The following is a 21,980-nucleotide window of genomic DNA, read 5'->3' as shown; positions in this document are numbered from 1 at the left end:
TGAAACTTTTACATAAAAAAACAAAACACCAAACAAGGAGAACAACGGATGGCAAAGATTGATTTTGGAGGCATTATTGAGGAAGTGGTCACCAGGCAGGAATTCACCCTGGACAAGGCCCGTGAAGTCTTGAAAGACGAAGTAATCGCCGTGATCGGATACGGCGTTCAGGGGCCGGCCCAGGCGTTGAACCTGCGGGATAATGGCTTCAAGGTCATCATCGGCCAGAGGGAAGGCGGCAAGTCCTGGGACAAGGCCGTCGCCGACGGCTTCGTGCCCGGCGAAACCCTGTTTCCCATCGCCGAAGCGGCCGCCAAGGGCACCATGATCAAGTATCTCTTGTCCGACGCCGCCCAGATGATGCTGTGGCCCGTGATCAAGGAAAACCTGAACGAAGGCGACTGCCTGTACTTTTCCCACGGCTTCTCCATTGTGTACAAGGAGCAGACCAAGATCGTTCCGCCGGAAAACGTGGACGTAATCCTGGTGGCGCCCAAGGGATCCGGCGCCAACGTGCGCAGGAACTTCCTGGACGGCAGCGGCATCAACTCCAGCTTTGCGGTTTTCCAGGACGCCACCGGCCGCGCCATGGATCGCTGCCTGGCCATGGGCATGGCCATCGGCTCCGGGTACCTCTTCCCCACCACCTTTCAGAACGAGGTGTACTCCGACCTCACGGGCGAACGCGGCGTTTTGATGGGATGCCTGGCCGGCGTGATGGAAGCCCAGTACAACCTCTTGAGGAAAAACGGCCATTCTCCCAGCGAAGCCTTTAACGAAACCGTGGAAGAGCTGACCCAGTCCCTCATCCGTCTGGTTGCGGAAAACGGCATGGACTGGATGTTCGGCAACTGCTCCACTACGGCCCAGCGCGGCGCTCTGGACTGGGCCCCCCGCTTCCGCGACGCGGTGGTCCCTGTGTTCGATCAATTGTACGAAAGCGTCAAGACCGGCGAAGAGACCAGGATCTCCCTGGAATCCAACAGCCAGCCTGATTACGCGGAAAAACTTCAAGTGGAGCTGGACGCCATCAAGAATTCCGAAATGTGGCGTGCAGGCGCTGCGGTACGCAGCCTTCGCCCTGAAAATCAGGGCAAATAACTTTTTTTATAGAGGAGACTTGGATATGGAACCTGTATGGCTTTACGACACCACCCTGAGAGATGGAACCCAAGGCGAAGACATCAACTTCACGGCGGAAGAGAAGATACGAATTGCCATGAGGCTGGATGACATTGGGATCCATTATATTGAGGGCGGTTGGCCGGGTTCCAATCCAAGGGACGACGCTTTTTTCGACCTGGCCTCTCGGGTCAAGTTTAAAAAAGCCAGGCTGGTGGCTTTCGGCTCCACCCGCAGGGCGGGAGTAAGGCCTTCGGCCGACGCCAATCTGAACGCTTTGGTCAAGGCGAACACCCCGGCCGTGGCCATGTTCGGCAAAACCTGGGATCTGCATGTAGAGCAGGTCATGGACAACACCCTGGCCGAAAATCTGGCTATGATTCGCGAGTCCGTGGAGTACGTCAAGTCCCAGGGCCGGGAAGTCCTGTACGACGCCGAGCATTTTTTCGACGGCTACAAGGGCAATCGGGAATACGCGGAAAAGACCATAGCCGCAGCCCTGGACGGCGGCGCGGACTCCATTGTGTTGTGCGACACCAACGGAGGCTCTTTACCGACGGAAATCACGGCCATCGTAACGGAAATATGGGCGTTCATCCAAAAGCACAGGAAAAAGAACGGCGGCCAGCCCGTTACCCTGGGCATCCATACCCATAATGACAGCAATCTGGCCGTGGCCAACACCATCACGGCCGTGGATTGCGGCGCAACCGTAGTGCAGGGCACCGTCAACGGGTATGGAGAGCGCTGCGGCAACGCGGATCTGACCTCCATCATCCCGGTGTTGCAGCTGAAGATGAATCGGCCCTGCCTGACGGACGAAAACCTGGCGCGGCTGCGGGAGCTCTCCCGGTACGTGAGCGAGGCGGCCAATATGACGCCGGTGAGCAATCGTCCCTTTGTGGGCGAAAGCGCCTTCGCCCATAAGGGCGGCATTCATGTCAGCGCCATTATGAAGTGCCCCGCGGCCTATGAGCACATGAACCCGGAACTGGTGGGCAACCGCCGCCGGGTGCTGGTTTCGGACTTGGCCGGCAAAAGCAACGTGGCGTACAAGGCCAGGGAATTGGGCATCGAGATCGAAGGCAACGGCACGGACACGGCGGCCCTGGTTTCGGAAGTCAAGAAGATGGAAAACCAGGGATACCAGTTCGACGCCGCCGAAGGCTCTTTTGAAATCTGGCTGAAAAAGAAGCTGGGGCAATACGAGCCCGCCTTTGAACTGCTGTCCTTTCTGGTGACCATCCGCAAGGAGAAGGACCGCCAGTGCTACGCCGAAGCCACCATCAAGCTGCTGGTGGACGGCCAGGAGCGGTTCACCGCGGCCGAAGGCGACGGCCCCGTGGGCGCGCTGGACAACGCCCTGCGCCGGGCCTTGCACAAGTTCTATCCCGAAGAGTGCGACAACATGCGCCTGGTGGACTTCAAGGTGCGGGTTATTGACGGAAGGGAAGGCACTGCTGCAAGGGTTAAAGTCTTCATCGAATCCCGGGATAAAAAGGAGATTTGGAGAACCATAGGCGTCTCCGAAGATATTATTGAGGCCAGTTGGCAAGCCCTGGCGGACAGCTTTCAGTACCGGCTGAACAAGGCCAGGGAAGAACATAACCATTCATAAGGAATTCAATATGAATAACGACCCGGATGTAAATGTACATGCGAGGTGCGCCGCAGGGTGTATGAAACACACCGCCCTGCGGCGGGTCCTTGGCGGTTTTGCTTACGGTTTCTAAAAGAAAATCCGGCGCAAGCCGGGAACAAGACACACATGATGAAACATAAAGGAGCAAAACCATGAGCGATAGAGTATACATTTTCGATACCACCCTGCGTGACGGAGAACAATCCCCCGGCGCCACCATGAACGCCAAGGAAAAGGTGCGCATAGCCAGCCGCCTGGAAGCCCTTGGCGTGGATATTATGGAAGCGGGCTTTCCCGCCGCATCCGAAGGCGATTTCGCCGCCGTTCAGGACGTGGCGGCTGTGTGCCAAAAGTCCAGCGTGGCCGGCCTGGCCAGGACCTCCAAGAGCGATATCGATAAAGCCTGGGGCGCGGTGCAGCATGCCAAGCATCCCAGAATTCACACTTTTATCGCCACCTCGGACATTCACCTGGAACATAAGTTGAAAATGGACCGGGATCAGGTGGTGGAAGCGGCGGTCAACGCCGTCAAATACGCCAAGTCCTTCACGGACGACGTGGAGTTTTCGGCGGAAGACGGGTCCCGGAGCGACCGGGATTACTTGTGCCGGGTGTTCGAGGCCGCCATTGCGGCCGGCGCCACCACGGTCAACCTGCCCGACACCGTGGGATACGCCATCCCCCACGAGTTCGCCGAGTTGGTCAAGTACGTCATGGAGCATACGCCCAACATCCACCAGGCGATCCTGTCGGTCCATTGCCACAACGACCTGGGTCTGGCCACGTCCAACACGTTGGCCGCCATCCAGGCCGGCGCTCGTCAGGCGGAGGTGACGGTCAACGGCATCGGCGAACGGGCAGGGAACACCTCCCTGGAAGAAGTCGTCATGGCCATGCACACCCGGCCGAATTACCTGGACTTTCATACCAATATCGTGACGGAGCAAATACACCCGGCCTCCAGGCTGGTTCGCATGATCACGGGAATTATGGTCCAGCCAAACAAGGCCATTGTAGGCGCCAACGCCTTCGCCCACGAAGCCGGCATCCATCAGGACGGCGTGCTGAAAAATCCCATGACCTACGAGATCATGCGCCCCGAAACCGTGGGCCTGTCCAAGAACAACATGGTTCTGGGCAAGCATTCCGGCCGTCACGCCCTGCGGTCTCATCTGGCGGACATGGGCTACGTGCTGTCTGACGAGGAACTGCAGGATCTGTTCATCAAGTTCAAGGATTTGGCGGACAAGAAAAAGCACGTGGTGGACGAGGATTTGGAAGCCCTGGTCTCCATCGGCATCCTGAGAACTTCGGATAAATACAGCCTGGACTACCTGCACGTTTCCGCAGGCACCGGCGTCAAGCCCACCGCCACCGTGGGCCTGAAAACCAACGGCGACGTGCTCATGGGCGCCGAGTTCGGCAACGGTCCCATCGACGCGGCGTTCAACACCATCGCCAAGATGACGGGCACAACGTCCGAGATGCTGCGTTTTACGGTCAGCGCTTTGACCGGCGGCACCGACGCCCAGGGCGAGGTGACCGTGCGGCTGCAAGAGGGCAAGAACATCGCTCTGGGCCGCGGCGTGGATCCGGACATCATCACGGCCAGCGCCAAGGCCTACGTGAACGGCATCAATCGCCTGGAATACCTGCGGGATAACCCGGTGATTTCCGACAAGGACGTCGTGGAAAACGAATAAAGGGTCGTTTGGCAGCCTTTTATAAGCAGTAAATCAAATCAGCCGCCTGTGCGAGACACGCAGGCGGCTGTTTTTGCATCATGCCATATTTTTAAGAGTGAAAAAATGACTGGCGCTCCTCCAATACCAACATCTTTAAAAGGGTGTGGGAGCATATTGCTGGGTTTCGCGACAAAAAATGCAGCTGTCAAAAACGTTTTGGGAATACGCTGCATTCTCGGCGTTCAATACGCCTGTACACGCTCTAACCAACCTACTTTTTTCAAATAAAGATAGTAGGTTGGATAGAGTTGTATGTTCTATCCAACAGCAGCGAAATACATGGCGCTGCGAGGCTGCATGACGCTGGCTCTTGCTCTCACGAAACCCAACAATTGAATCCGTTTCCATGCTTTGGGATGGGATGCATATTGAAATCAATTCCATTACAATCTAATTTTTTAGGTTGGATTACACTCCGGCATGAATTTCCACAGGAATCGTGGGAACTAGCAAGAGGTGCATGCCGCCATAATTACGGAATTGCCGAAGCATTGTAGCCGCGCCCCCCTGTGGGCGCCGTTTTAGGCATGGCCGGGGTTGCGGGAACCCTGCGTCTCTTTTTTTGCGCTGCAGGCGGCGGAAGGAGTTATTGAGTTTTTGAGAGACGTCCCGCAAATCTTGAGTTTTTGAGAGACGTCCCGCAAATCGTGATGGAAAATGCGCTCATTGACTCTTGCCGAGTTTCCATGGTAGCCCTCACGTTAATTTTGTCCTTATTTTACCGGAAGGCCTTAGCAATCCATGAAAAAATTGAACTTGCAGGTTTACAGGCCAAAGGCGCAGGAGCCTGCCTGGCTGTGCGTATTGGAAATTTTTGTGGTCTTGTGCATTGTGCTGTTTCCCGCCGTGCAGCGGTCTTTGCTTGTTTTTCTATTTCCTGAAAAGTTTACGGCCCAGTCTTTTATCTGGTTTGCGGGGAACACCCTGGCCGGACTTATATGGGCTACGATTCCGGTGCTTTATATTATGTGGCGCAGCCCTTACTCCTTGAAGGATTTCGGTCTGGACAAATTCCGGTTTCCCCGCGACGTGGGGGAGGGGATCTTGTCCGTCATAGCCATGTGGGGCTCAATATTTATCGTCCTGTTCGTTGTCATGATGTTTGTGATGGCTTTGGGGTTTCAGCCGCCTAACGCAGAGGGCTCTCCCATCATGAAGCTGATTACAGGGCCTTCGGGCTGGCCGGAATACGTCCTGATGGTCGTGCTTGCCCTGGGAGTGGGTTTTTCCGAGGAACTGGTCATGCGGGGATATTTGATGACCAAGCTGCAAATGATCAAGGATAACGCCTGGTTTTGCATTCTCGTCAGTTCGTTGATTTTCGGATCGGCCCATATTTATCAAGGGTTATGGGCGGTTTTCGGAACCGGCTTGATCGGCGCCGCCTTTGGAACCATATTTTGGTTTAGAAGAAGAATCTGGCCCCTGGCCATCGCCCACGCCATCCACGACATGATGGCCCTTTCCGTGACCAGTTATTTGCAGCATCACTGATCAATAGCGGTGGCGTCGGTTATGCGATAGTTTCCGGAAGAGCAACCCGGACTCTGGCCCATTGTCCATACTGACTTTCCATGCGGATTCGTCCCCCATGCAGGTGGATTATTTGCCGGACGATGGAAAGCCCCAAGCCGGCCCCTCCATACTTGATGGACCGGGATTTTTCCACCCGATGGAACTGCTCAAACACCTTGTTCAGTTCGTCCGTTGGAATTCCCGGACCTGTGTTGAAGACGGAGAGGTTAACAAATCCGTTTTTCCTTTCGCATAAAACATGAATTTCGCCGTTTTCGTTATTGTATTTGACGGCGTTATCCAGCAGATTGATCAGCATTCTTCTAATCATGCCTTTATCTCCCGCCAGAGAAAGGCCTTCAGGGACCTCAACCTGCACCTGGATGCCCTTTTTCCTGAAAACGACGGAGAAATTCTCTAAAAGGTCTTGGATGATCTCTGAAATGGAAATGATTTCTTTTCCAATCGAAGGAGCGAGTTCCAGCGCCGAGAGTTCCAATAGCGTCTTGGACAGCCTTTCCATTCGCAGGGCGTTTTTTCCCTGTTGCAATAACTGAGGCCGGAAAGACTCAGGCAAATCCTCCCGCCGGGCGGCTTCCTCGAAAAAAAGCCTAAGCATGGAAGTAGGGCTTTTCAACTCGTGGGAAGCGTTGGCCAAAAACTCCTTTTGTCTTCTGAAGGAAAGATTGAGTCGGTCGAACATCCCGTTGAGGGATTCGGAAAGCTCGAATATTTCATCCCGGCTTTTTCCTAAAGGGATTCTTCGCTCCAGGGTTTTTTCATTAATCTCCTTTGTCAGACGGTTGATGTTTGAAATTGGCTGGACGATTTTTCCCGCCACATAATATGAGACAAGGCCAAGCAGGAAAAAGGAAACCGCCAGACCTGTGCACAAAGCAGTCACGAGTTCAGACATTTCCTCATCCAGCAATCCGACAGGCCGGGCGATCTGCACCAGATAATCGCCGCCGTGGATGCGCACGGGGACGGCCCGGACCCGGAAAGATGTTTCTCCATTGCCATTTCTGCTATTGGAAGGGGGTTTTTCTAATTCATCCATCCGGACTGTGTATCCGTCATCCCCTTTGTCATATAAAGGAAGGTCCGCCTTTTCCGAAAGACCGGACCAGAAGACGGGTTTCAGGTTTTTGTCCAGAATCCGCACCCAGTAACGGCTTTCGATTATGCCGGAATTCTTCTGCGCCGCGCCTGCTGTTGCATCATGCTCAGCAATTTGTACAGCTAAGGTTTTGGCTTCGGTTCCAAGTTCCTGGTCCAACAATTCATAGGGCTGCTCCCTCATTTCCAGAAACACGACCATTGTCAGCGCCAGGCTGATGAGCATCCCGGCCCCCGCCACCCAAAAGGTTATTCTATTGCGTATAGTCAAGAGTCCACGTCCTTTATGATGTACCCGACGCCTCGCAGGGTTTTAACGAGTTCTCCATGTCCATCCCCGATCTTTTTTCTCAGATTCTTGACGTGGACGTCGATGTAATTGGACATGGTAAAAGGATCAAAGTCTTCGCCCCACACGTGCTCCGCAAGGCTGAAACGGGAAACCGCCCTGTTCTTGTTGTACAACAGGAATTCCAAAATGGAAAATTCCTTGGGAGTGAGGCCGACAGTTGCTTCGTCGACTTTAACCTCCCTGGTGACTGTGTTGAGGCTGATTTCTCCGGCTTCCAGATTCGGCACGGCGTTTTCCGTGGACCGGCGAAGGAGCGCCCGTATGCGGGCCAGCAGTTCCGCAACGGAAAAGGGCTTGGCCAGATAGTCGTCCGCTCCCCGGTCAAGCCCCTTGATCCGATCTTCCACTTTTCCCTTAGCTGTGAGCATGAGAACCGGCGTTTTTATTCCGGCTTGGCGAATTTCACGCAAAACAGACATACCGTCGATTTTGGGGAGCATTATATCCAGAAGAATCAGGTCATAAGGAATTTCGAATATGCGGTCCAGGGCATCTTCTCCATCCGGCGCCGTATCTGACTCATATTTTTGTTCTTGCAGGACCTGCGAGATTTGCTCCAGCAGGTCCGGCTCGTCGTCAACGATCAGAATCCGCATGAGTCACTCCCATTAACAATACGTCCAATATAAAAGGCTTTTTAAGCTTTTCCTGCTGAAAAAGCACAGAAGCCGGCATGCCGTTTGCCGACTCTCCCTGAATCCTTAGGATAGCATACCCGATCCCGGCAAGAAAATCCTTGCCGGGACTCTTTGTACTATCCGCGCTTCATGCGCAATGCTCAATCATCCTGTTCGTCATCCATTTCATCTTCTTCGTCCCTGCCAAACAACAGGCCTTCTTGTTTTCCTTCGTTGTTTCCAGGTTCCACGAGTAAAACCTTTCCCGAGCCTGCGTCCACTTCGACGCTGGAGACAGAGCCGTCCGCTGATGCGACTTCAATCCCGTAGACCAGATACCCGTCTTCATTTTCCAACTCCAGTTCAATGACCTTTCCTGGCACAGCCTCCAAGGCGCTGCTGATGGCCTGTTGCCCCGTGACTTTCACAAGGGTTGAAAGATGCGCTTTGTCCTGGCGTTCTATCAGGATCGTCCCTTCTATGATGGCTTGGTCTCCCGTTCCCGAGTAGACTACTCCCGCCATTGTTAGACATGACAGTATGACAACTGTTCCAATGAAAGCGGTCCACTTGATGTTCATAATTCCTCCTTTTGGCGTCTGCCGATTTTTTTGGGCAATACAGTCTCCGAAAAATGATTTCGGCGGTTTCATTGTAAAGTATTCGATTTCAGATGGTGAGCATCATGCCTCGATATTTTGCGCTGCCGGCTCTCCGGCTGTTTTTTTTGTGTGGAAGATAACGGCGCGTGGTCTGTTATCGGATCACTATCCACATTTTCCCGCCGGTATGCTTTCGGCGTGAGGTCTATGGGTGCATCTAAAACAGCGGTCTTTTTTTTCAAAGTTCGGAGGGTCAGGTAGACTATTGCTCCCGTGGAAAATATGATCAGCCACATAGGATCGATTTCAGGCCTGCCCATGGTTTTCCAGTCGCAAAGCAGCTCCATGGTCGTAAAGGCGGAGATAACGGCGAAAAAGGCTGAGTAATCCCTCCTGAGCACGCGCCTGAGAGAAAACGTTTGGGTGGGCGGCGTCCAGTTTTTAAAGCACGGGATAAAAACGGGGGTCCTTTCAGCCCATTCAAGGAATTCGCCGCCGAATTTCTTTCTCAGGAATTCTTCTTCCGCAAAAATAATTCGTTCATAGTAAACCCGAAATATTGTTAAAAACAAGAGCGTTACCCACCATTGGCGAAGGAGCATGGAAACCCCCAGCCAAGTCAGGGCGTTGCCCAGATAAAGCGGATTACGAACAATGGAATACATGCCTTTGGTATTGAGAGCCGAGGCGGAAATGTTGGATGTGCTTCTTCCCGAGGTGCCTGTGGGAATGTATCCGATGGTGCCTGTCCGAACGGCCAGCCCAAGAAAGGCGACAATGAGGCACAAAATTTCCCACGCCTGATCCCAGGCGTGGCTAACGGCTGGTCTGTAATGGGCAAGGCCCATGAATACGATGATGAGAAGCAATAGGGGCAAATGCCCCCTTCTGTGAAAAAGCCATTTTCCTTCTCGCGCCATTTCCTCTCTTAAAGCCATTTTTGTCTCCATTATGTTTTGGGCGTCAAGTACAGCCGGCATAAACAGGGCTTGGATGCCTTCCGTTAGCTTTTGTCCCGAACCGGGAGCATGGAATTGGCCGGGCCTGTTATACGGAAAGAAGTATAAACCTGCTAAATGAAGGAAACATGAAGAGCCGGGAAGGCGGAATGCAGCGGGACAAAAAAAGGGGAGCTGAACGCTCCCCTTTAAGATGAAGTAATGTAATCATTTATTGACCCATAAGGTCACAAAACCCTTTTATTTAAACTCCTTAAGCGCCTTGGCGAAGCCGGGCAGGGAGTTTTTGATGGTGTTGTTGTCCATGCAGAAGGCGATGCGGAAGTATCCGGGGGTCCCGAAGCCGCGTCCGGGGACGACCAGGATTCTTTCCTTTTGCAGGGCGCGGACAAAGGCCACGTCGTCTTCCGTAGGGGTTTTGGGGAACAGGTAAAATGCGCCCGCCGGTTTGGTGAAGGTGTATCCCGCTTCTTCCAGGCCGTTGCAGATAAGCTCCCTTTTTTCCGCGTATTGGGATACATCCACGGTGGCGCCGATGGATTCGGCCACGGCCCTTTGCATGATTCCGGGTGCGTTGACGAATCCCAGAATGCGGTTGGTCATGGTCATGGCGCCGATCAATTGATCCTTGTACGTCGCCTCCGGGTTGACGCAGGCCCATCCGATCCTCTCTCCGGGGATGGAAAGATCCTTGGAGTAGGAAGTGGCCACAATGGTTTCCTTGTAGCATTTGAAAATGCTGGGAACCTCGATGCCGTCAAAGGCGATTTTCCGGTAAGGCTCGTCGGAAAGCAGGTAGATGACTTTGCCGTACTGCTTGCTTTTGTCTTCCAGGAGTTTGCCCAGGGCGTTGAGGCTTTCCGCGGAATACACCTGGCCCGTGGGGTTGTTGGGGGAGTTGACCAGCACAGCCTTGGTCTTCTCCGTGACGGCGTCGGCCATGGCGTCAATATCCAGGGTGAAATCGTCCTTGACCGGCGCGGTTTTCAGCACGCCGCCGTGGTTCTGGGCGTAAAAGCCGTATTCCACGAAGTAGGGGGCGGGGCAAAGCACTTCGTCGCCCGGATCCAGGAGGGCCTTGAGGGTGATGTTCAGGGCGCCCGCGGCGCCGCAGGTCATGATCACCTCGTTTTCCGTGGCGTTGATGCCCTGTTCTTCATTGATATAGTCAGCCACGGCCTTGCGGACGAAAGGATAGCCCGAATTGGGGGTGTATCCGTGACCGAACTCCACGGAATCGGCTGCGACTTTGGCCAGGGCCTTGTGAAATTCCCCGGGAGGCTGGAGGTTGGGGTTGCCCAGGGAAAAATCATAGACGTTTTCCGCTCCGTATTGGGCTTTCAGCTTGGGGCCTTCTTCGAACATTTTGCGAATCCATGAGGATTTTTCAACGCTTTCCTGGATCAATTTGGATATGGACATGACAGCCTCCACGGGTAATTGGGGTTGACAAATTATGGTTGGGAGCGTTTATGCAAGCGTCTTGAAATCAGCCTGAAAATATTGGCGATCGATGCTTATCATTCCGATGGAATGCACGCTCTCCTTTAATGAAATTCAATTATTTTCCGTCTGAAGCCCGGGCGGAAAAACCCGGGACAAATTCAGTGACACCTTTCAGTCAATATGCTATGGCTGTCCTTACACTTTTTTTCGGGCGCGTCAAGAAAAGGAATGGTTTTACTTTCCCGCTTGAGGCGGCCGGCAACTTTCCGGGCCGGAGCATATACATACATGGACGCAAAAACAGGGAGGGCGCCTGTCATAATCGGGACGGGTTCTGCATGGCCTGAACGGGCTGTCAGCAACCTGGATTTACAAAACATCGTGGATACTTCCGACGAGTGGATCACCCGAAGGACCGGAATTCGCCAGCGCTTTATCGCCAGAGCCGACCAAAACGAGGAAACCTCGGACCTGGCCGCCTCCGCCTCCCTGGCCGCCTTGGAAATGGCGGGAAAAACCCCGGCCGACCTGGATATGATCATCCTGGGAACCGTCACCGGAGACAAACCCTTCCCCGCCTGCGCCTGCCTGGTTCAGGATAAAATCAAAGCCAAAAAAGCCGCAGCCTTCGACATTTCCGCCGGATGCTCAGGATTCATCTACTCCCTGTCCATGGCCCAGAACCTCATTAAAGCAGGCCAGTGCAACACCGTGCTGGTAATCGGCGTGGATCGGATTTCCGTCATGCTGGACTGGAAGGACCGGGCCAACTGCGTGCTGTTCGGCGACGGCGCAGGCGCCGTGGTGGTCGCGGCCGGGGAGGGGCCGGAGAAGATACTCTCCACCCACATCCGCTCAGACGGCGCATGCTGGGACATGCTTTACGGCGAGTACGGCGCCCCCTATGTGCATCCTAGCCTGGAGCCTTTACAGCCTAAGCCTTTTCATGTGGTCATGGAAGGCAATCGGGTGTTTAAAAAGGCGGTTTCCAGCATGGCCTCCCTGTCTCATGAGGCCTTGAAAGCCAACAACCTGACCGGCGAGGACATCGCTCTGCTCATCCCCCATCAGGCCAACATGCGCATCATCACGGCTCTGGCCGAAAGGGTGAACGTGGACATGGACCGGGTGTACACCAATATCGACCGGTTCGGAAACACGTCCTCCGGCTCCATTCCCATCGCCCTGGACGAAGCCCACCGCAAAGGCGTCATCCAAAAAGGAGACCACGTTCTTCTGGTCACCTTCGGGGCCGGCCCCACCTGGGGGGCTTCCGTTATTTCCTGGGGAATTTAAGTAAAACAGTATTGCGGTAAGGGCGATTTAAGGGCAGGAAGGCCCTGCCCGTAATCGTCTATTCAGAAAATCCTGCAGCTTTTCAAGACCAGTTAGTCCACGCCTTCCACGGATTTAACGCCGGGGATGTTCTTTTTCATGTACTTTTCAATCCCGTTTTTCAGGGTCTGCTGGCTCATGGGGCAGCCCTTGCAAGCGCCTACCAGACGCACCTTCACGACCCCGTCGTCCCCAACTTCCACAAGTTCCACGTCTCCTCCGTCCCTTTGCAGGGTGGGGCGGATTTCATCAATCGCTGCTTTAACTTGTTCTTTCATAATATGTCTCCTTTAACCTGCGGGCCGACGCCCTAAGTTATGGTTTGATTTTGGATCAATAGCATTTTGTATTACGATAATGAGCAATCGCGGAATAAATATAATCCCTTTAGGCTCCGGTTTCAATCTTTTGGAAAAAATCCTTGTAAAAAGCCTCATAGCTGTTGGCCAGCACCGCTTCCCGCGCTTTTTCCATCAGGGAGATGAAAAAGGCGATGTTGTGGATGGTGTTCAGCCGGTAGGACAGCAATTCCCGCGACATGTATAAATGCCTTAAATAAGCCCGGGAGTAGTTCCTGCATGTATAACATTGGCATTCTTCGTCCACGGGCAGAGAACTGGTCCGGTGCTGGGCGTTGCATATGTTCAAAGGCCCCCTGGAGGTGAACAACTGGCCGTTCCGGGCGTTTCGCGTGGGAAGCACGCAGTCGAACATGTCGGCGCCCAGGTTGACCATGTCCACCAGGTCCTGGGGCTTGCCCACGCCCATGATGTACCGGGGCCTGTCCTGAGGCAGATAGGGCAGGGAGATCCCGGCCATTTCCAGCATCAAATCCCGGGGCTCGCCCACGGAAAGCCCGCCCAAGGCGTAGCCGTCAAAGCCGATTTCCCGCAGTTCCTCGGCCGACTGCTTCCTTAAATCGCCGTACATGCCGCCCTGGACGATTCCGAACAGGGCGTGGCCGGGCCTTTTCGTCTGCTCCCAGGCTTCCTTGCTTCGTTTGCCCCAGCGGGTGGTCAGGCCAAGGGATTCCAAAGCCTGTTCATGGGAGGCGGGGTAGGGGATGCACTCGTCCAGGGCCATGGCAATGTCGGAGCCTAAACATACCTGGATTTCCATGGCCTTTTCCGGCGTCAGCAAATGACGCGATCCGTCAATGTGGGATTGAAAATGCGCCCCTTCCTCCGTCATTTTTTGCAGCTTGGCCAAGGAAAATATCTGGAACCCGCCGCTGTCCGTCAGCAGGGGCCTGTCCCAGTTCATGAACTGATGCAGGCCGCCGAACTCGTCGATGACGTCGCAGCCGGGGCGCAGATACAAATGGTAGGTGTTGCCGAGGATAATCTGGGCGTTCAGGCCCGCAAGATCCTCCGGCGCAAGGGACTTGACCGTCCCCAGCGTGCCCACGGGCATGAAGACCGGAGTCTTGATTATTCCGTGAGGCGTTGTCAGGGTTCCGGCCCTGGCGCCCGTCTTTTCGCACACGGCGTCCAATGTAAAATGAAATGGCTCCACGTATCTTTCTTCAACCTCCTCAAATTTTATCTGAAAAGGGCATAGCATTTTTTGGCCTGCCAGGAAAAGGGGGGAAATCGCGAGAGCGGAGAATTCGCCGATATATTAACAAAATCTATAGATGTATTGGAAAAGCGTTAGATATAGCAATTTGACATGCCGCCCCATGAAATGAGAAATGAGAAACATTACCAGTTTCTAAAATTTTGGCAATAACAGCAATATTTACGGACAGAAAGGAGCAGGGAATGAAGAAGCCGATTCTGTGGCATGGATTGCTCGCAGCGGTATTGGTGATGGCTTGCGCCTCCTGGGGCTTGGCGGGCGACCTGGACGCTTTTAAAGGCCGGAAAGGGGAAATCCGGATTGCCGGCGGCACGGCTCATATTCCGGTAATGAAGGAAGCGGCCAAACGGATTATGACTTTGAATCCGGACATCAACATCAGCGTGGCCGGGGGCGGTTCCGGCCTGGGCATCAAGCAGGTGGGCGAAGGTTTGGTGGATATCGGCAACTCGGGCCGCAAGCCTACGGACGACGAAGCCGGCAAGTACGGCCTTGGCATGTACAAGTGGGCCATCGACGGCGTGGGCGTGGTTGTTAACCCCAAGAATTCCGTAAAGTCCCTCACCAAGGCGCAATTGAAGGACGTCTACGCCGGAAAGATTGTCAATTGGAAGGAGCTGGGCGGCGAAGACAAGGGAATCAACCTGTACACCAGGGATGAGTCCAGCGGCACCCGCGAGGTCTTTTGGAAAAAGGCCTTAGGCAAGGGCGAAATTTCCAGCAAGGCGCTCTTTGTGCAGTCCAACGGCGCCATGAAAACCGCCATAGCCAATGATCCCTACAGCATCGGATACGTTTCCGTGGGGCATATGGACTCCTCCGTGGCCGGCGTGGCCCTTGACGGCAAAGCGCCTACTCTGGAAAACGTGAAATCCGGCGAATACGGAGTGGCTCGGGGCTTGTACAGCAACACCAAAGGCGAGCCCACGGGGCTGACCCAGCTTTTCATCAATTACCTGATGAGCGATGAAGGGCAGGCCCTTGCAGCTGCAAAAGGATTTGTTCCCGTCAAATGATGATCAACCGGGACAAGACCTTTAAAACCGCGCTGTTTATTTGCGCGGCCGCCAGCGCTCTGGCGACCCTTCTTATTTTTGGGTTTTTGCTGGTTTTCGGCCTCCCTTTATTCAAGGGAGGCCAATTTTTTCTCCTGTTGGGGAGGCCATGGGCGCCGGGGCAGGGGATGTACGGCTTTTTGCCCATGATTGCCGGGACCGCGGCCATCTCTTTGCTGAGCCTGGTTGTAGCCTTTCCCATCAGCCTGGGGGTTTCCTTTTTTCTTCACTCTCTGGCCCCGGCTGCTTTGGGAAAGATCCTCAAGAGACTGGTGCAGTTTATGACCGGCGTGCCCACCGTGATTTACGGGTTTATCGGCGTATTCCTGCTGGTTCCCCTGATTCGTGAAATGTTTGAAAACGGCTCGGGCATGTGCGTGTTGTCCGCCTCGTTGATGTTGGGCCTGCTCATCAGCCCCACCATGATATTGTTTTTTTCGGACGGGTTCGCGGCCGTGGACAAGAAATACATCCAGGCGGCCAGGGCATTGGGCGCCACCCGGGTGCAGACCCTGCTGTTCGTCGTGCTTCCCAACGCCTGGCGAGGCTTGATGACCGGCCTGATCATGGCTTTAGGCCGCGCCATGGGAGACACTCTCATTGCATTGATGATTGCGGGAAACGCCGTAAACGTTCCGTCTTCCCTGTTGGATCCGGCGCGCACCCTGACGTCCCACATCGCCCTGGTTTCGGCGGCGGATTATCACAGCATGGAGTTCAAGTCTATTTTCGCCTGCGGCGTTACGCTGTATTTGTTGAACGCAGCCGCTGTCATCGCCATCCGGCGATTCGGAGCCGTTGGAAAGGACAAAGCCCATGTCTGAGAAAGCCTTGAAGTGGACGGACAGGGCGGTTGTGGTCTTCGCCTGGAGCAGCGCGATCATATTGATTTGCGCCTTGTTCCTTTTAATAGGCTCTTTGCTGAAAAACGGCTGGCAAACCCTGGGGCTGGATTTGATTTTCGGCAATGCGCCGCCCCTGGACGCCATTCTCTTGAAAAGGCGGGTGTTCGGCGGCCTTTTTCCCGCTATAGCAGGTACTCTGTTGCTGGTGGTTTTGTCGGTAAGCCTGGCCGTGCCTATCGGGGTTTGCGCGGGAGTTTACATGAGCGAATACGCCTCGGCCGGTCTGCGGCGCATTTTGGGGCTGTGTTTTGACATCCTGGCCGGCGTGCCTTCCATTGTGGTCGGTTTGTTCGGGTTTTCCGGGGCGATTATATTGCACAGGATCTTTGACGGTTTCAGGCCTTGCCTGGCTGTTTCCGCCGCGTCCCTGGCCATCCTGGTGCTGCCCTATCTGGTGCGGACCACCCAAACCTCCATGCAAGGGATTTCCCCGGGGTTGCGTATCACCGCCCTTGCGTTGGGCGCTTCCAAAATGCAGAATATCGTCTATGTCCTCCTGCCCCGGTCCATGTCCGGCATACTATCCGGCATCGTGCTGGCCATCGGGCGTTGCGCGGAAGACACGGCCGTAATCATGCTGACGGGGGTTGTGGCCACGGCGGGCGTTCCCGGCTCCCTTTTCGGGCAGTACGAGGCGCTTCCGTTTTACATCTATTATATATCCTCCCAATACACGGACCAAGCCGAGCTTATGACCGGCTACGGGGCTTCCATCATTCTGTTGTGCGTGTGCCTGGCTTTGTTTCTGATCGCATTGGGAGTGAGAAAAGGGCTTTCGCATCAGGTTTTTTACAGGATTTAGGCGGCGGCCTTTTATTGTAAAAAAATATGGATAATTCGATAATCAAAATCACGGATTTACACTTTTCCTATAACGGCCTCAAGGTGTTAAAGGGCGTCACCCACAGCTTTGAGAAAAACACCCTGACGGCTATCACGGGGCCTTCAGGCAAGGGAAAATCCACCTTTCTGACCACCCTGAACCGGCTTTGGGAGGACGTTCCCGGTGCGGCGTTGCAGGGATGCGTTGAGTTGAAAATTGCCGAAAAATGGCGGGACGTCTACGCGTCTTCCATGGATATTGCCGCTTTGCGCAGGATGGTGGGTATGGTTTTTCAGATTCCAAACCCCCTCCCCATGAGCATTTTTAGGAACATGGCCTTTCCCTTAAAACTGGCCGGAGTGAAGGAAAAAGATCAAGTGCAGGCTAAGGTCCAAGAAGCCCTGGAACGGGCTTTTCTGTGGGATGAGGTCAAGGATCGCCTTCATTCCAGCGCTCTGGAACTGTCAGGAGGACAGCAGCAAAGGCTGTGCATCGCCCGAGCTCTGATATTGGAGCCCATGGTGCTGCTTTTTGATGAGCCCACGTCTTCCCTGGACTATCAAGCCGCAGGCATGATTGAGGATTTGCTGGTATCCCTGAAAGAAAGCTGCACGGTGCTTATGGTTTCCCATTATTTGGACCAGGTTTCCAGGATTGCGGACTCCCGCCTGGAGCTGGCGGACGGAAAATTGCTTTTATCTAATATAAGCCGCTGATTTGTTGTTTATTTTTTTTGCGCCGCTCTTTTTTGCGCCGGTCCTCAGCAAATGCCCCCCTCCGCCTCCCCCTGGCTTTTGTAAAAGGAAATTCGCCCAGGCTGTGATTGTTCGAAAGCGATTGGGAACGGATGCTTTACCAAAAGGTTGATCTTCCGGCATTGATTTTGCACCCTGTAAAGACGTTTTTACCGTGAAAAATTGCAGAACCGCCGCTTGGACTAGACGCGTGGAGAATATCATTTAATATTAGATGGATAGTAATTTCCGGATAAGTCAGGGATGTTTTAATGGGTGGTGAGCCAGACAAAAATCGTCAAAAAATTGCCTCGGGGCCCGAGTTTTTTAGAAAAACGACCGGCGATTTTTCCCCCAATGTTTTGTCCAATTATTGGACTATGCAGGCGCCCGGCAGGAAGCGGGGACGGCGCTATTTAGCTGTAGTTCTGCTATTGCTCCTGATCTCTCTGTATTGGTTAAGCCAACAAAATTTTCTGTTATTTCACGTTCTGGTCGAATTCGTTTCCATTGTCGTTGCGTGGGGGCTTTTCGTCTTGGTGTGGAACTCCCGAAGCATGATGGAGGAAAACGCCCTCTTGCTGGTGGGCGCGGCCTATTTCTTTGTGGGCTGTGTGGATTTGCTGCACACGCTGTCTTATAAAGGCATGGGGGTGTTTTCCAATGAATGGGGCCCCAATCTGCCTACTCAGCTTTGGATTCTCGCCCGCTGCCTGGAAAGCTCCGCTCTTTTTCTCTTCTCAATCATGGCAGGCAAAAAGGTTAAAGCAGAGCCGATTATGGCCGCATACGGGGCTGTAACCCTTTTTGCATTGGTAAGCATATTCTGGTGGAAAATATTTCCTGACTGTTTTGTGGAGGGAAGGGGGCTTACGCCTTTCAAGGTGATCAGCGAGTACGTCATTTGCGCAACCTTGCTGGCCTCGTTGGCGGTATTGCGAAAAAATCGCCGTTTCCTAAATCCCTACATATACAGAATGATGTCGCTCTCCATGGCCGCCACCATCGCCTCGGAGCTGTCATTCACTTTTTATATCAGCGTTTACGGCATATCCAACGTCATCGGGCACCTTTTTAAAATCATTTCCTTTTATCTGATCTATCGCAGCCTGATTTATTCCGGTTTGCGGAGGCCCTTCGAGACCCTGTTCAATTCCCTGAAAGTCAGCCAGACAAGCTACAGGCATCTGTTTGACACCATGTCGCAGGGGGTGTTGGTGATTGACGCTTCTGGGAATTTGACTGAGGCGAACCCCTCCGCCTGCGAAATATTGGGATTGTCCCGGGAGGAGCTGGTCGGGCAAAACCTGTATAAAGACGATTGGAACGTCATTCTGGAGACCGGGGAAGCCATGCCTCCGGACCAATCGCCCGCCAAAAGGGCTTTTGAAACCGGCGAGCCTGTTCGAGACTGCGTGCGAGGAGTCTATAACCCCAAATTGAAGGAATACCGCTGGATTCAACTCAGCATTGTTCCGCGATTCTCCCATGGGGGAGAACATCCCGACCAGGTGCAGGCGGTAATGTCGGACATTACGGAGATGAGGCGCGCGGAAGAATTCCTGCGCAAAAGGGTCAGCGAACTCCAGTGCCTGTATGGGCTGGGACGCCTGGTGGAAACGCCTGGGATTACCCTGGAGGAAATTATCCGCGGGTGCGTGGAGCTTATCCCCCATGGACTCCGGCATTCATCCATGGCCTGGGCCGGCATTTCCTTTGAGGGGCAAACCTACGCCACGGAAAACTACAAGGACACGGCGCTCAAGGTTTCCACTCCCATTGAAGTGGAAGGCGAAAGGCTCGGCGTCATCGAAGCCGGATATTTGAAAGCGCCTCCGCTCCATGACGGCGAGGCGTTTTTGAGAGAAGAGGCGGACCTTCTGCACGCACTGGCCGAAAGGCTCGGCAGGGTCGCTGCAAGAATCCGCATGCAGGAAACCATGGAAGAAAACCAGGCCAGGCAAAGAGCGCTGTTGGAAGGCCTGCCGGATTTACTGTTCCGCATGGACAGGAAGGGGCGGTACCTTTTTATTTCCGATAAAGCCGCAGAGGTCATGGGCCTGGCTCCCGGGCAGGGAATTGGAAAAACCCATAGGGAGCTTGGCTATCCCGAGTATCAGGCGGCATTTCTCGATAAGGGTTTGAACCGGGTTTTCACTACAAACGCCGGCTGCGAGTCCGAACTTGTTGTTACAGGGAAGCATCCCGCCAAAATGTATAATGTGCGTTTCGTCCCCGTGCGGGACGCCAAAAAACAACTGACCTCGGTTTTGGGGATTTGCCGGGACATCACCGAACATAGGAAGGTGGAAAGGGACTTCAAGTCCTTGTTTGAAGAGATGATGGACGGGTTTGCGCTCCATGAGATTATTTGCGATGACGATGGAAAGCCCGTGGATTATCGTTTTCTGGCGATTAACCCCGCCTTTGAAAGAATGACCGGATTAAAAGGGGAAGACATCCTGGGCAAGCGGGTGCTGGAGGTCTTGCCGCTCACAGAAAAAAGCTGGATTGAAGCCTATGGAAAAGTGGCTTTAACGGGCGAGCCCATTTCGTTTGAAAATTACTCCATGGCATTGGACCGGCATTTTTACGTGACCGCATACAGACCCGCCCCCGGGCAGTTTGCCTGCATTTTTGCGGATGTTTCGGAAAGCAGGAAAACCGAGGCTGACCGGGAGCGTTTGATTCAGGCCGTGGAGCAAAGCGGAGAAACCATCGTCATTACCGATGCGGATGGAAACATCCAATACGTCAATCCCTCATTTGAAAGGGTATCCGGGTACTCCAGGGAGGAAGTGATCGGCCGCAACCCCAATATACTAAAAAGCGGAGAGCAGGATGAGGCCTTTTACGCTCAGATGTGGCAAACCATAAGCAGCGGCCGCACCTGGGAAGGCCGCATGGTTAATAAAACCAAGGACGGCGGCTTTTTCACCGAAAAGGCCTCCATTTCTCCGGTAATGGATAAGAACGGCGAAATCACCAATTACATTGGCGTGAAACGGGATATCACCGAGGAAATCCAACTGGAAGAGCGCCTGGCCCAGTCCCAGAAGATGGAGGCCATCGGGACTCTGGCAGGAGGGATCGCCCATGATTTCAATAATATATTAACGCCCATTTTTGGGTTTACCGAAATGCTTAAAGAAGACATCCCCCCTGACAGTTCCATGCAGAACTATGTGGAGGAGGTTTTTCACGCCGCTTTAAGAGCCAGGGAACTGGTCAAGCAGATTTTAACCTTCAGCCGCCAGGACAATCAGGAAATCAGGCCTCTCCGGCTTCAGCCGATTATCAAGGAAGCCATGAAGCTGCTCCGCGGCGCCATTCCGACCACCATCGATTTTCAACTGGACATTGCTGCGGAGTGCGGCATCGTGATGGCCGATCCCACGCAGATTCATCAAATAGTCATGAATTTGGCGACGAATGCCTATCATGCCATGGAAATGACGGGAGGCGCCCTCACGGTGAAACTTAAGGAGACCGCCATACCTTCCAATGACCCGTCTTTTCCTGAACTGTCAGGGGGGAAATATGCCGTGCTCATTGTGTCTGACACGGGCGTAGGGCTTGAAGACAAGGTTCTTGAACGGATTTTCGACCCCTATTACACCACCAAGCCAAGAGGCAAAGGCACGGGCCTGGGGCTTTCGGTGGTGCACGGTATAGTGACTTCGGCCCAAGGCGCCGTAAGGGTCTTTAGCGAATCCGGGCGAGGGACGAAGTTCAGCGTCTACCTGCCCATTAAGGAGCGGGGTTTCGAGGGCGGGGAAAAAACGGAAGAAACGCCCGTTCCTGGGGGATCGGAGAAAATTTTGCTGGTGGACGACGAGGCGCCCGTGGAAAGACTGGAAAAAAGAATTCTTGAAAGGCTTGGGTATGACGTCTTTTCCTGCTCCTCAAGCCTGCTGGCTCTGGAATCATTTACAAAAGAGCCCCACGCCTTTGATCTATTGGTGACAGACATGACCATGCCGAACATGACGGGCGACCAACTGGCCATGGAGATGCGTAAAATCAGGCCAGAACTGCCTGTCATAATTTGTACGGGATTCAGCAATTTTATTGACGAAGAAAAGGCCGCTTCCATGGGAATCCAGGGATACGTCATGAAACCCGTTGTAAAAAGGGAATTGGCCCAGGTCGTCCGGACCGCGCTGGACCAAGCGTGAACTTCCCGCCGGCCTTTCAATCCTGACGCATATGATTGCCCTGAATTTTGCGAATTTTATCGTCCTTTGTTGCAATTCAACCATGCCGCGTTTTAATTATCCGCACTTGTTACTTTTCGCCGCGTTGACGGCGTCCCCGCTATTTTGCATGACCTCTCCTTGCTGGCACGAAATTTGAATGAATTTCATGCCGGAAATCCAATTAGAATTTTTTTTAAAAAATATCAATATCGCAAGGGGAGTTTAATTT

17 protein-coding genes are annotated in these 21,980 nt (G+C 53.7%); 10 read left to right on the top strand and 7 right to left on the bottom strand.

Annotated features, from left to right (window positions below; all coding sequences use genetic code 11):
* Positions 1–48: 48 nt before the first annotated feature.
* From ilvC to BUE18_RS14375, 4 genes are all read left to right on the top strand, one after another.
* A complete protein-coding gene (gene ilvC / locus BUE18_RS14390) occupies positions 49–1,101 on the top strand; it encodes a ketol-acid reductoisomerase (protein WP_073476810.1) in 1,053 nt (350 codons plus the stop codon).
* A 25-nt stretch (positions 1,102–1,126) separates the two neighbouring features.
* Positions 1,127–2,740: a citramalate synthase gene (gene cimA / locus BUE18_RS14385; protein ID WP_073476809.1), complete on the top strand. Its 1,614-nt coding sequence runs from the start codon at positions 1,127–1,129 to the stop codon at positions 2,738–2,740.
* Positions 2,741–2,916: 176 nt separating this feature from the next.
* Positions 2,917–4,467, top strand: a complete 1,551-nt coding sequence (locus BUE18_RS14380) for a 2-isopropylmalate synthase (protein ID WP_073476808.1) — start codon at positions 2,917–2,919, stop codon at positions 4,465–4,467.
* A gap of 783 nt (positions 4,468–5,250) precedes the next feature.
* A complete protein-coding gene (locus BUE18_RS14375) occupies positions 5,251–6,003 on the top strand; it encodes a CPBP family intramembrane glutamic endopeptidase (RefSeq protein ID WP_073476807.1) in 753 nt (250 codons plus the stop codon).
* 19 nt (positions 6,004–6,022) lie between these two features.
* On the opposite strand, the gene BUE18_RS14370 is transcribed toward BUE18_RS14375, so the two are convergent.
* The 5 genes from BUE18_RS14370 to BUE18_RS14350 all read right to left on the bottom strand — a co-directional run bounded on the left by BUE18_RS14370 (position 6,023) and on the right by BUE18_RS14350 (position 11,095).
* Positions 6,023–7,414 carry a sensor histidine kinase gene (locus BUE18_RS14370; protein WP_139264748.1) on the bottom strand — a complete coding sequence of 464 codons (1,392 nt, stop codon included), beginning with the start codon at positions 7,412–7,414 and terminating at the stop codon, positions 6,023–6,025.
* Positions 7,411–8,091: a response regulator transcription factor gene (locus BUE18_RS14365; protein ID WP_073476805.1), complete on the bottom strand. Its 681-nt coding sequence runs from the start codon at positions 8,089–8,091 to the stop codon at positions 7,411–7,413. Before BUE18_RS14365 ends, BUE18_RS14370 begins: the two co-directional genes overlap by 4 nt.
* Positions 8,092–8,273: 182 nt before the next feature.
* The gene (locus BUE18_RS14360; protein WP_073476804.1) at positions 8,274–8,693 is read right to left on the bottom strand and encodes a PepSY domain-containing protein; all 420 of its coding nucleotides are present in this window, start codon (positions 8,691–8,693) and stop codon (positions 8,274–8,276) included.
* Between the two features lie 68 nt (positions 8,694–8,761).
* The gene (locus BUE18_RS14355) at positions 8,762–9,652 is read right to left on the bottom strand and encodes a methyltransferase family protein (RefSeq protein ID WP_073476803.1); all 891 of its coding nucleotides are present in this window, start codon (positions 9,650–9,652) and stop codon (positions 8,762–8,764) included.
* Positions 9,653–9,913: 261 nt separating this feature from the next.
* On the bottom strand, positions 9,914–11,095 hold the full coding sequence (locus tag BUE18_RS14350; protein WP_073476802.1) for a pyridoxal phosphate-dependent aminotransferase: 1,182 nt from the start codon (positions 11,093–11,095) through the stop codon (positions 9,914–9,916).
* 312 nt (positions 11,096–11,407) lie between these two features.
* Here BUE18_RS14350 and BUE18_RS14345 point away from each other — a divergent pair, with 312 nt between their 5' ends.
* Complete coding sequence (locus tag BUE18_RS14345) at positions 11,408–12,415, top strand: beta-ketoacyl-ACP synthase III (protein ID WP_073476801.1); 1,008 nt, start codon at positions 11,408–11,410, stop codon at positions 12,413–12,415.
* 92 nt (positions 12,416–12,507) lie between these two features.
* Here BUE18_RS14345 and BUE18_RS14340 read toward each other — a convergent pair whose 3' ends face one another.
* Both BUE18_RS14340 and tgt read right to left on the bottom strand, forming a co-directional pair.
* Positions 12,508–12,732, bottom strand: coding sequence for a NifU family protein (locus tag BUE18_RS14340; protein ID WP_012609715.1), 225 nt, complete (start codon positions 12,730–12,732; stop codon positions 12,508–12,510).
* 109 nt (positions 12,733–12,841) lie between these two features.
* The gene (gene tgt, locus BUE18_RS14335) at positions 12,842–14,017 is read right to left on the bottom strand and encodes a tRNA guanosine(34) transglycosylase Tgt (protein ID WP_073476800.1); all 1,176 of its coding nucleotides are present in this window, start codon (positions 14,015–14,017) and stop codon (positions 12,842–12,844) included.
* 200 nt (positions 14,018–14,217) lie between these two features.
* Here tgt and BUE18_RS14330 point away from each other — a divergent pair, with 200 nt between their 5' ends.
* From BUE18_RS14330 to BUE18_RS14310, 5 genes are all read left to right on the top strand, one after another.
* Positions 14,218–15,051, top strand: a complete 834-nt coding sequence (locus BUE18_RS14330; protein WP_073476799.1) for a phosphate ABC transporter substrate-binding protein — start codon at positions 14,218–14,220, stop codon at positions 15,049–15,051.
* Positions 15,048–15,914, top strand: a complete 867-nt coding sequence (gene pstC / locus BUE18_RS14325) for a phosphate ABC transporter permease subunit PstC (RefSeq protein ID WP_073476798.1) — start codon at positions 15,048–15,050, stop codon at positions 15,912–15,914. The genes BUE18_RS14330 and pstC overlap by 4 nt, the downstream gene beginning before the upstream one ends.
* Complete coding sequence (locus BUE18_RS14320) at positions 15,907–16,797, top strand: PstA family ABC transporter permease (RefSeq protein ID WP_073476797.1); 891 nt, start codon at positions 15,907–15,909, stop codon at positions 16,795–16,797. Before pstC ends, BUE18_RS14320 begins: the two co-directional genes overlap by 8 nt.
* Before the next feature lie 26 nt (positions 16,798–16,823).
* The gene (locus tag BUE18_RS14315; protein ID WP_073476796.1) at positions 16,824–17,534 is read left to right on the top strand and encodes a phosphate ABC transporter ATP-binding protein; all 711 of its coding nucleotides are present in this window, start codon (positions 16,824–16,826) and stop codon (positions 17,532–17,534) included.
* A gap of 290 nt (positions 17,535–17,824) precedes the next feature.
* The gene (locus BUE18_RS14310; protein ID WP_083611028.1) at positions 17,825–21,730 is read left to right on the top strand and encodes a hybrid sensor histidine kinase/response regulator; all 3,906 of its coding nucleotides are present in this window, start codon (positions 17,825–17,827) and stop codon (positions 21,728–21,730) included.
* Positions 21,731–21,980 lie beyond the last annotated feature (250 nt).

Source organism: Desulfatibacillum alkenivorans DSM 16219, assembly GCF_900142135.1.
GTDB lineage: Bacteria > Desulfobacterota > Desulfobacteria > Desulfobacterales > Desulfatibacillaceae > Desulfatibacillum > Desulfatibacillum alkenivorans.
Note: the sequence above shows the minus strand (reverse complement) of the source record. Positions and strands in the feature narration are given on the sequence as shown.

Excerpts from the sequence above, each read along its gene's own strand:
- BUE18_RS14310 (WP_083611028.1), top strand. The coding sequence starts at position 17,825 with ATGGGTGGTGAGCCAGACAAAAATCGTCAAAAAATTGCCTCGGGGCCC.
- BUE18_RS14315 (WP_073476796.1), top strand. The coding sequence starts at position 16,824 with ATGGATAATTCGATAATCAAAATCACGGATTTACACTTTTCCTATAAC.
- pstC (WP_073476798.1), top strand. The coding sequence starts at position 15,048 with ATGATGATCAACCGGGACAAGACCTTTAAAACCGCGCTGTTTATTTGC.
- BUE18_RS14355 (WP_073476803.1), bottom strand. The coding sequence starts at position 9,652 with ATGGCTTTAAGAGAGGAAATGGCGCGAGAAGGAAAATGGCTTTTTCAC.
- BUE18_RS14340 (WP_012609715.1), bottom strand. The coding sequence starts at position 12,732 with ATGAAAGAACAAGTTAAAGCAGCGATTGATGAAATCCGCCCCACCCTG.
- BUE18_RS14365 (WP_073476805.1), bottom strand. The coding sequence starts at position 8,091 with ATGCGGATTCTGATCGTTGACGACGAGCCGGACCTGCTGGAGCAAATC.
- BUE18_RS14380 (WP_073476808.1), top strand. The coding sequence starts at position 2,917 with ATGAGCGATAGAGTATACATTTTCGATACCACCCTGCGTGACGGAGAA.
- tgt (WP_073476800.1), bottom strand. The coding sequence starts at position 14,017 with ATGCTATGCCCTTTTCAGATAAAATTTGAGGAGGTTGAAGAAAGATAC.
- BUE18_RS14375 (WP_073476807.1), top strand. The coding sequence starts at position 5,251 with ATGAAAAAATTGAACTTGCAGGTTTACAGGCCAAAGGCGCAGGAGCCT.
- BUE18_RS14330 (WP_073476799.1), top strand. The coding sequence starts at position 14,218 with ATGAAGAAGCCGATTCTGTGGCATGGATTGCTCGCAGCGGTATTGGTG.
- BUE18_RS14350 (WP_073476802.1), bottom strand. The coding sequence starts at position 11,095 with ATGTCCATATCCAAATTGATCCAGGAAAGCGTTGAAAAATCCTCATGG.
- cimA (WP_073476809.1), top strand. The coding sequence starts at position 1,127 with ATGGAACCTGTATGGCTTTACGACACCACCCTGAGAGATGGAACCCAA.
- ilvC (WP_073476810.1), top strand. The coding sequence starts at position 49 with ATGGCAAAGATTGATTTTGGAGGCATTATTGAGGAAGTGGTCACCAGG.
- BUE18_RS14360 (WP_073476804.1), bottom strand. The coding sequence starts at position 8,693 with ATGAACATCAAGTGGACCGCTTTCATTGGAACAGTTGTCATACTGTCA.
- BUE18_RS14345 (WP_073476801.1), top strand. The coding sequence starts at position 11,408 with ATGGACGCAAAAACAGGGAGGGCGCCTGTCATAATCGGGACGGGTTCT.
- BUE18_RS14320 (WP_073476797.1), top strand. The coding sequence starts at position 15,907 with ATGTCTGAGAAAGCCTTGAAGTGGACGGACAGGGCGGTTGTGGTCTTC.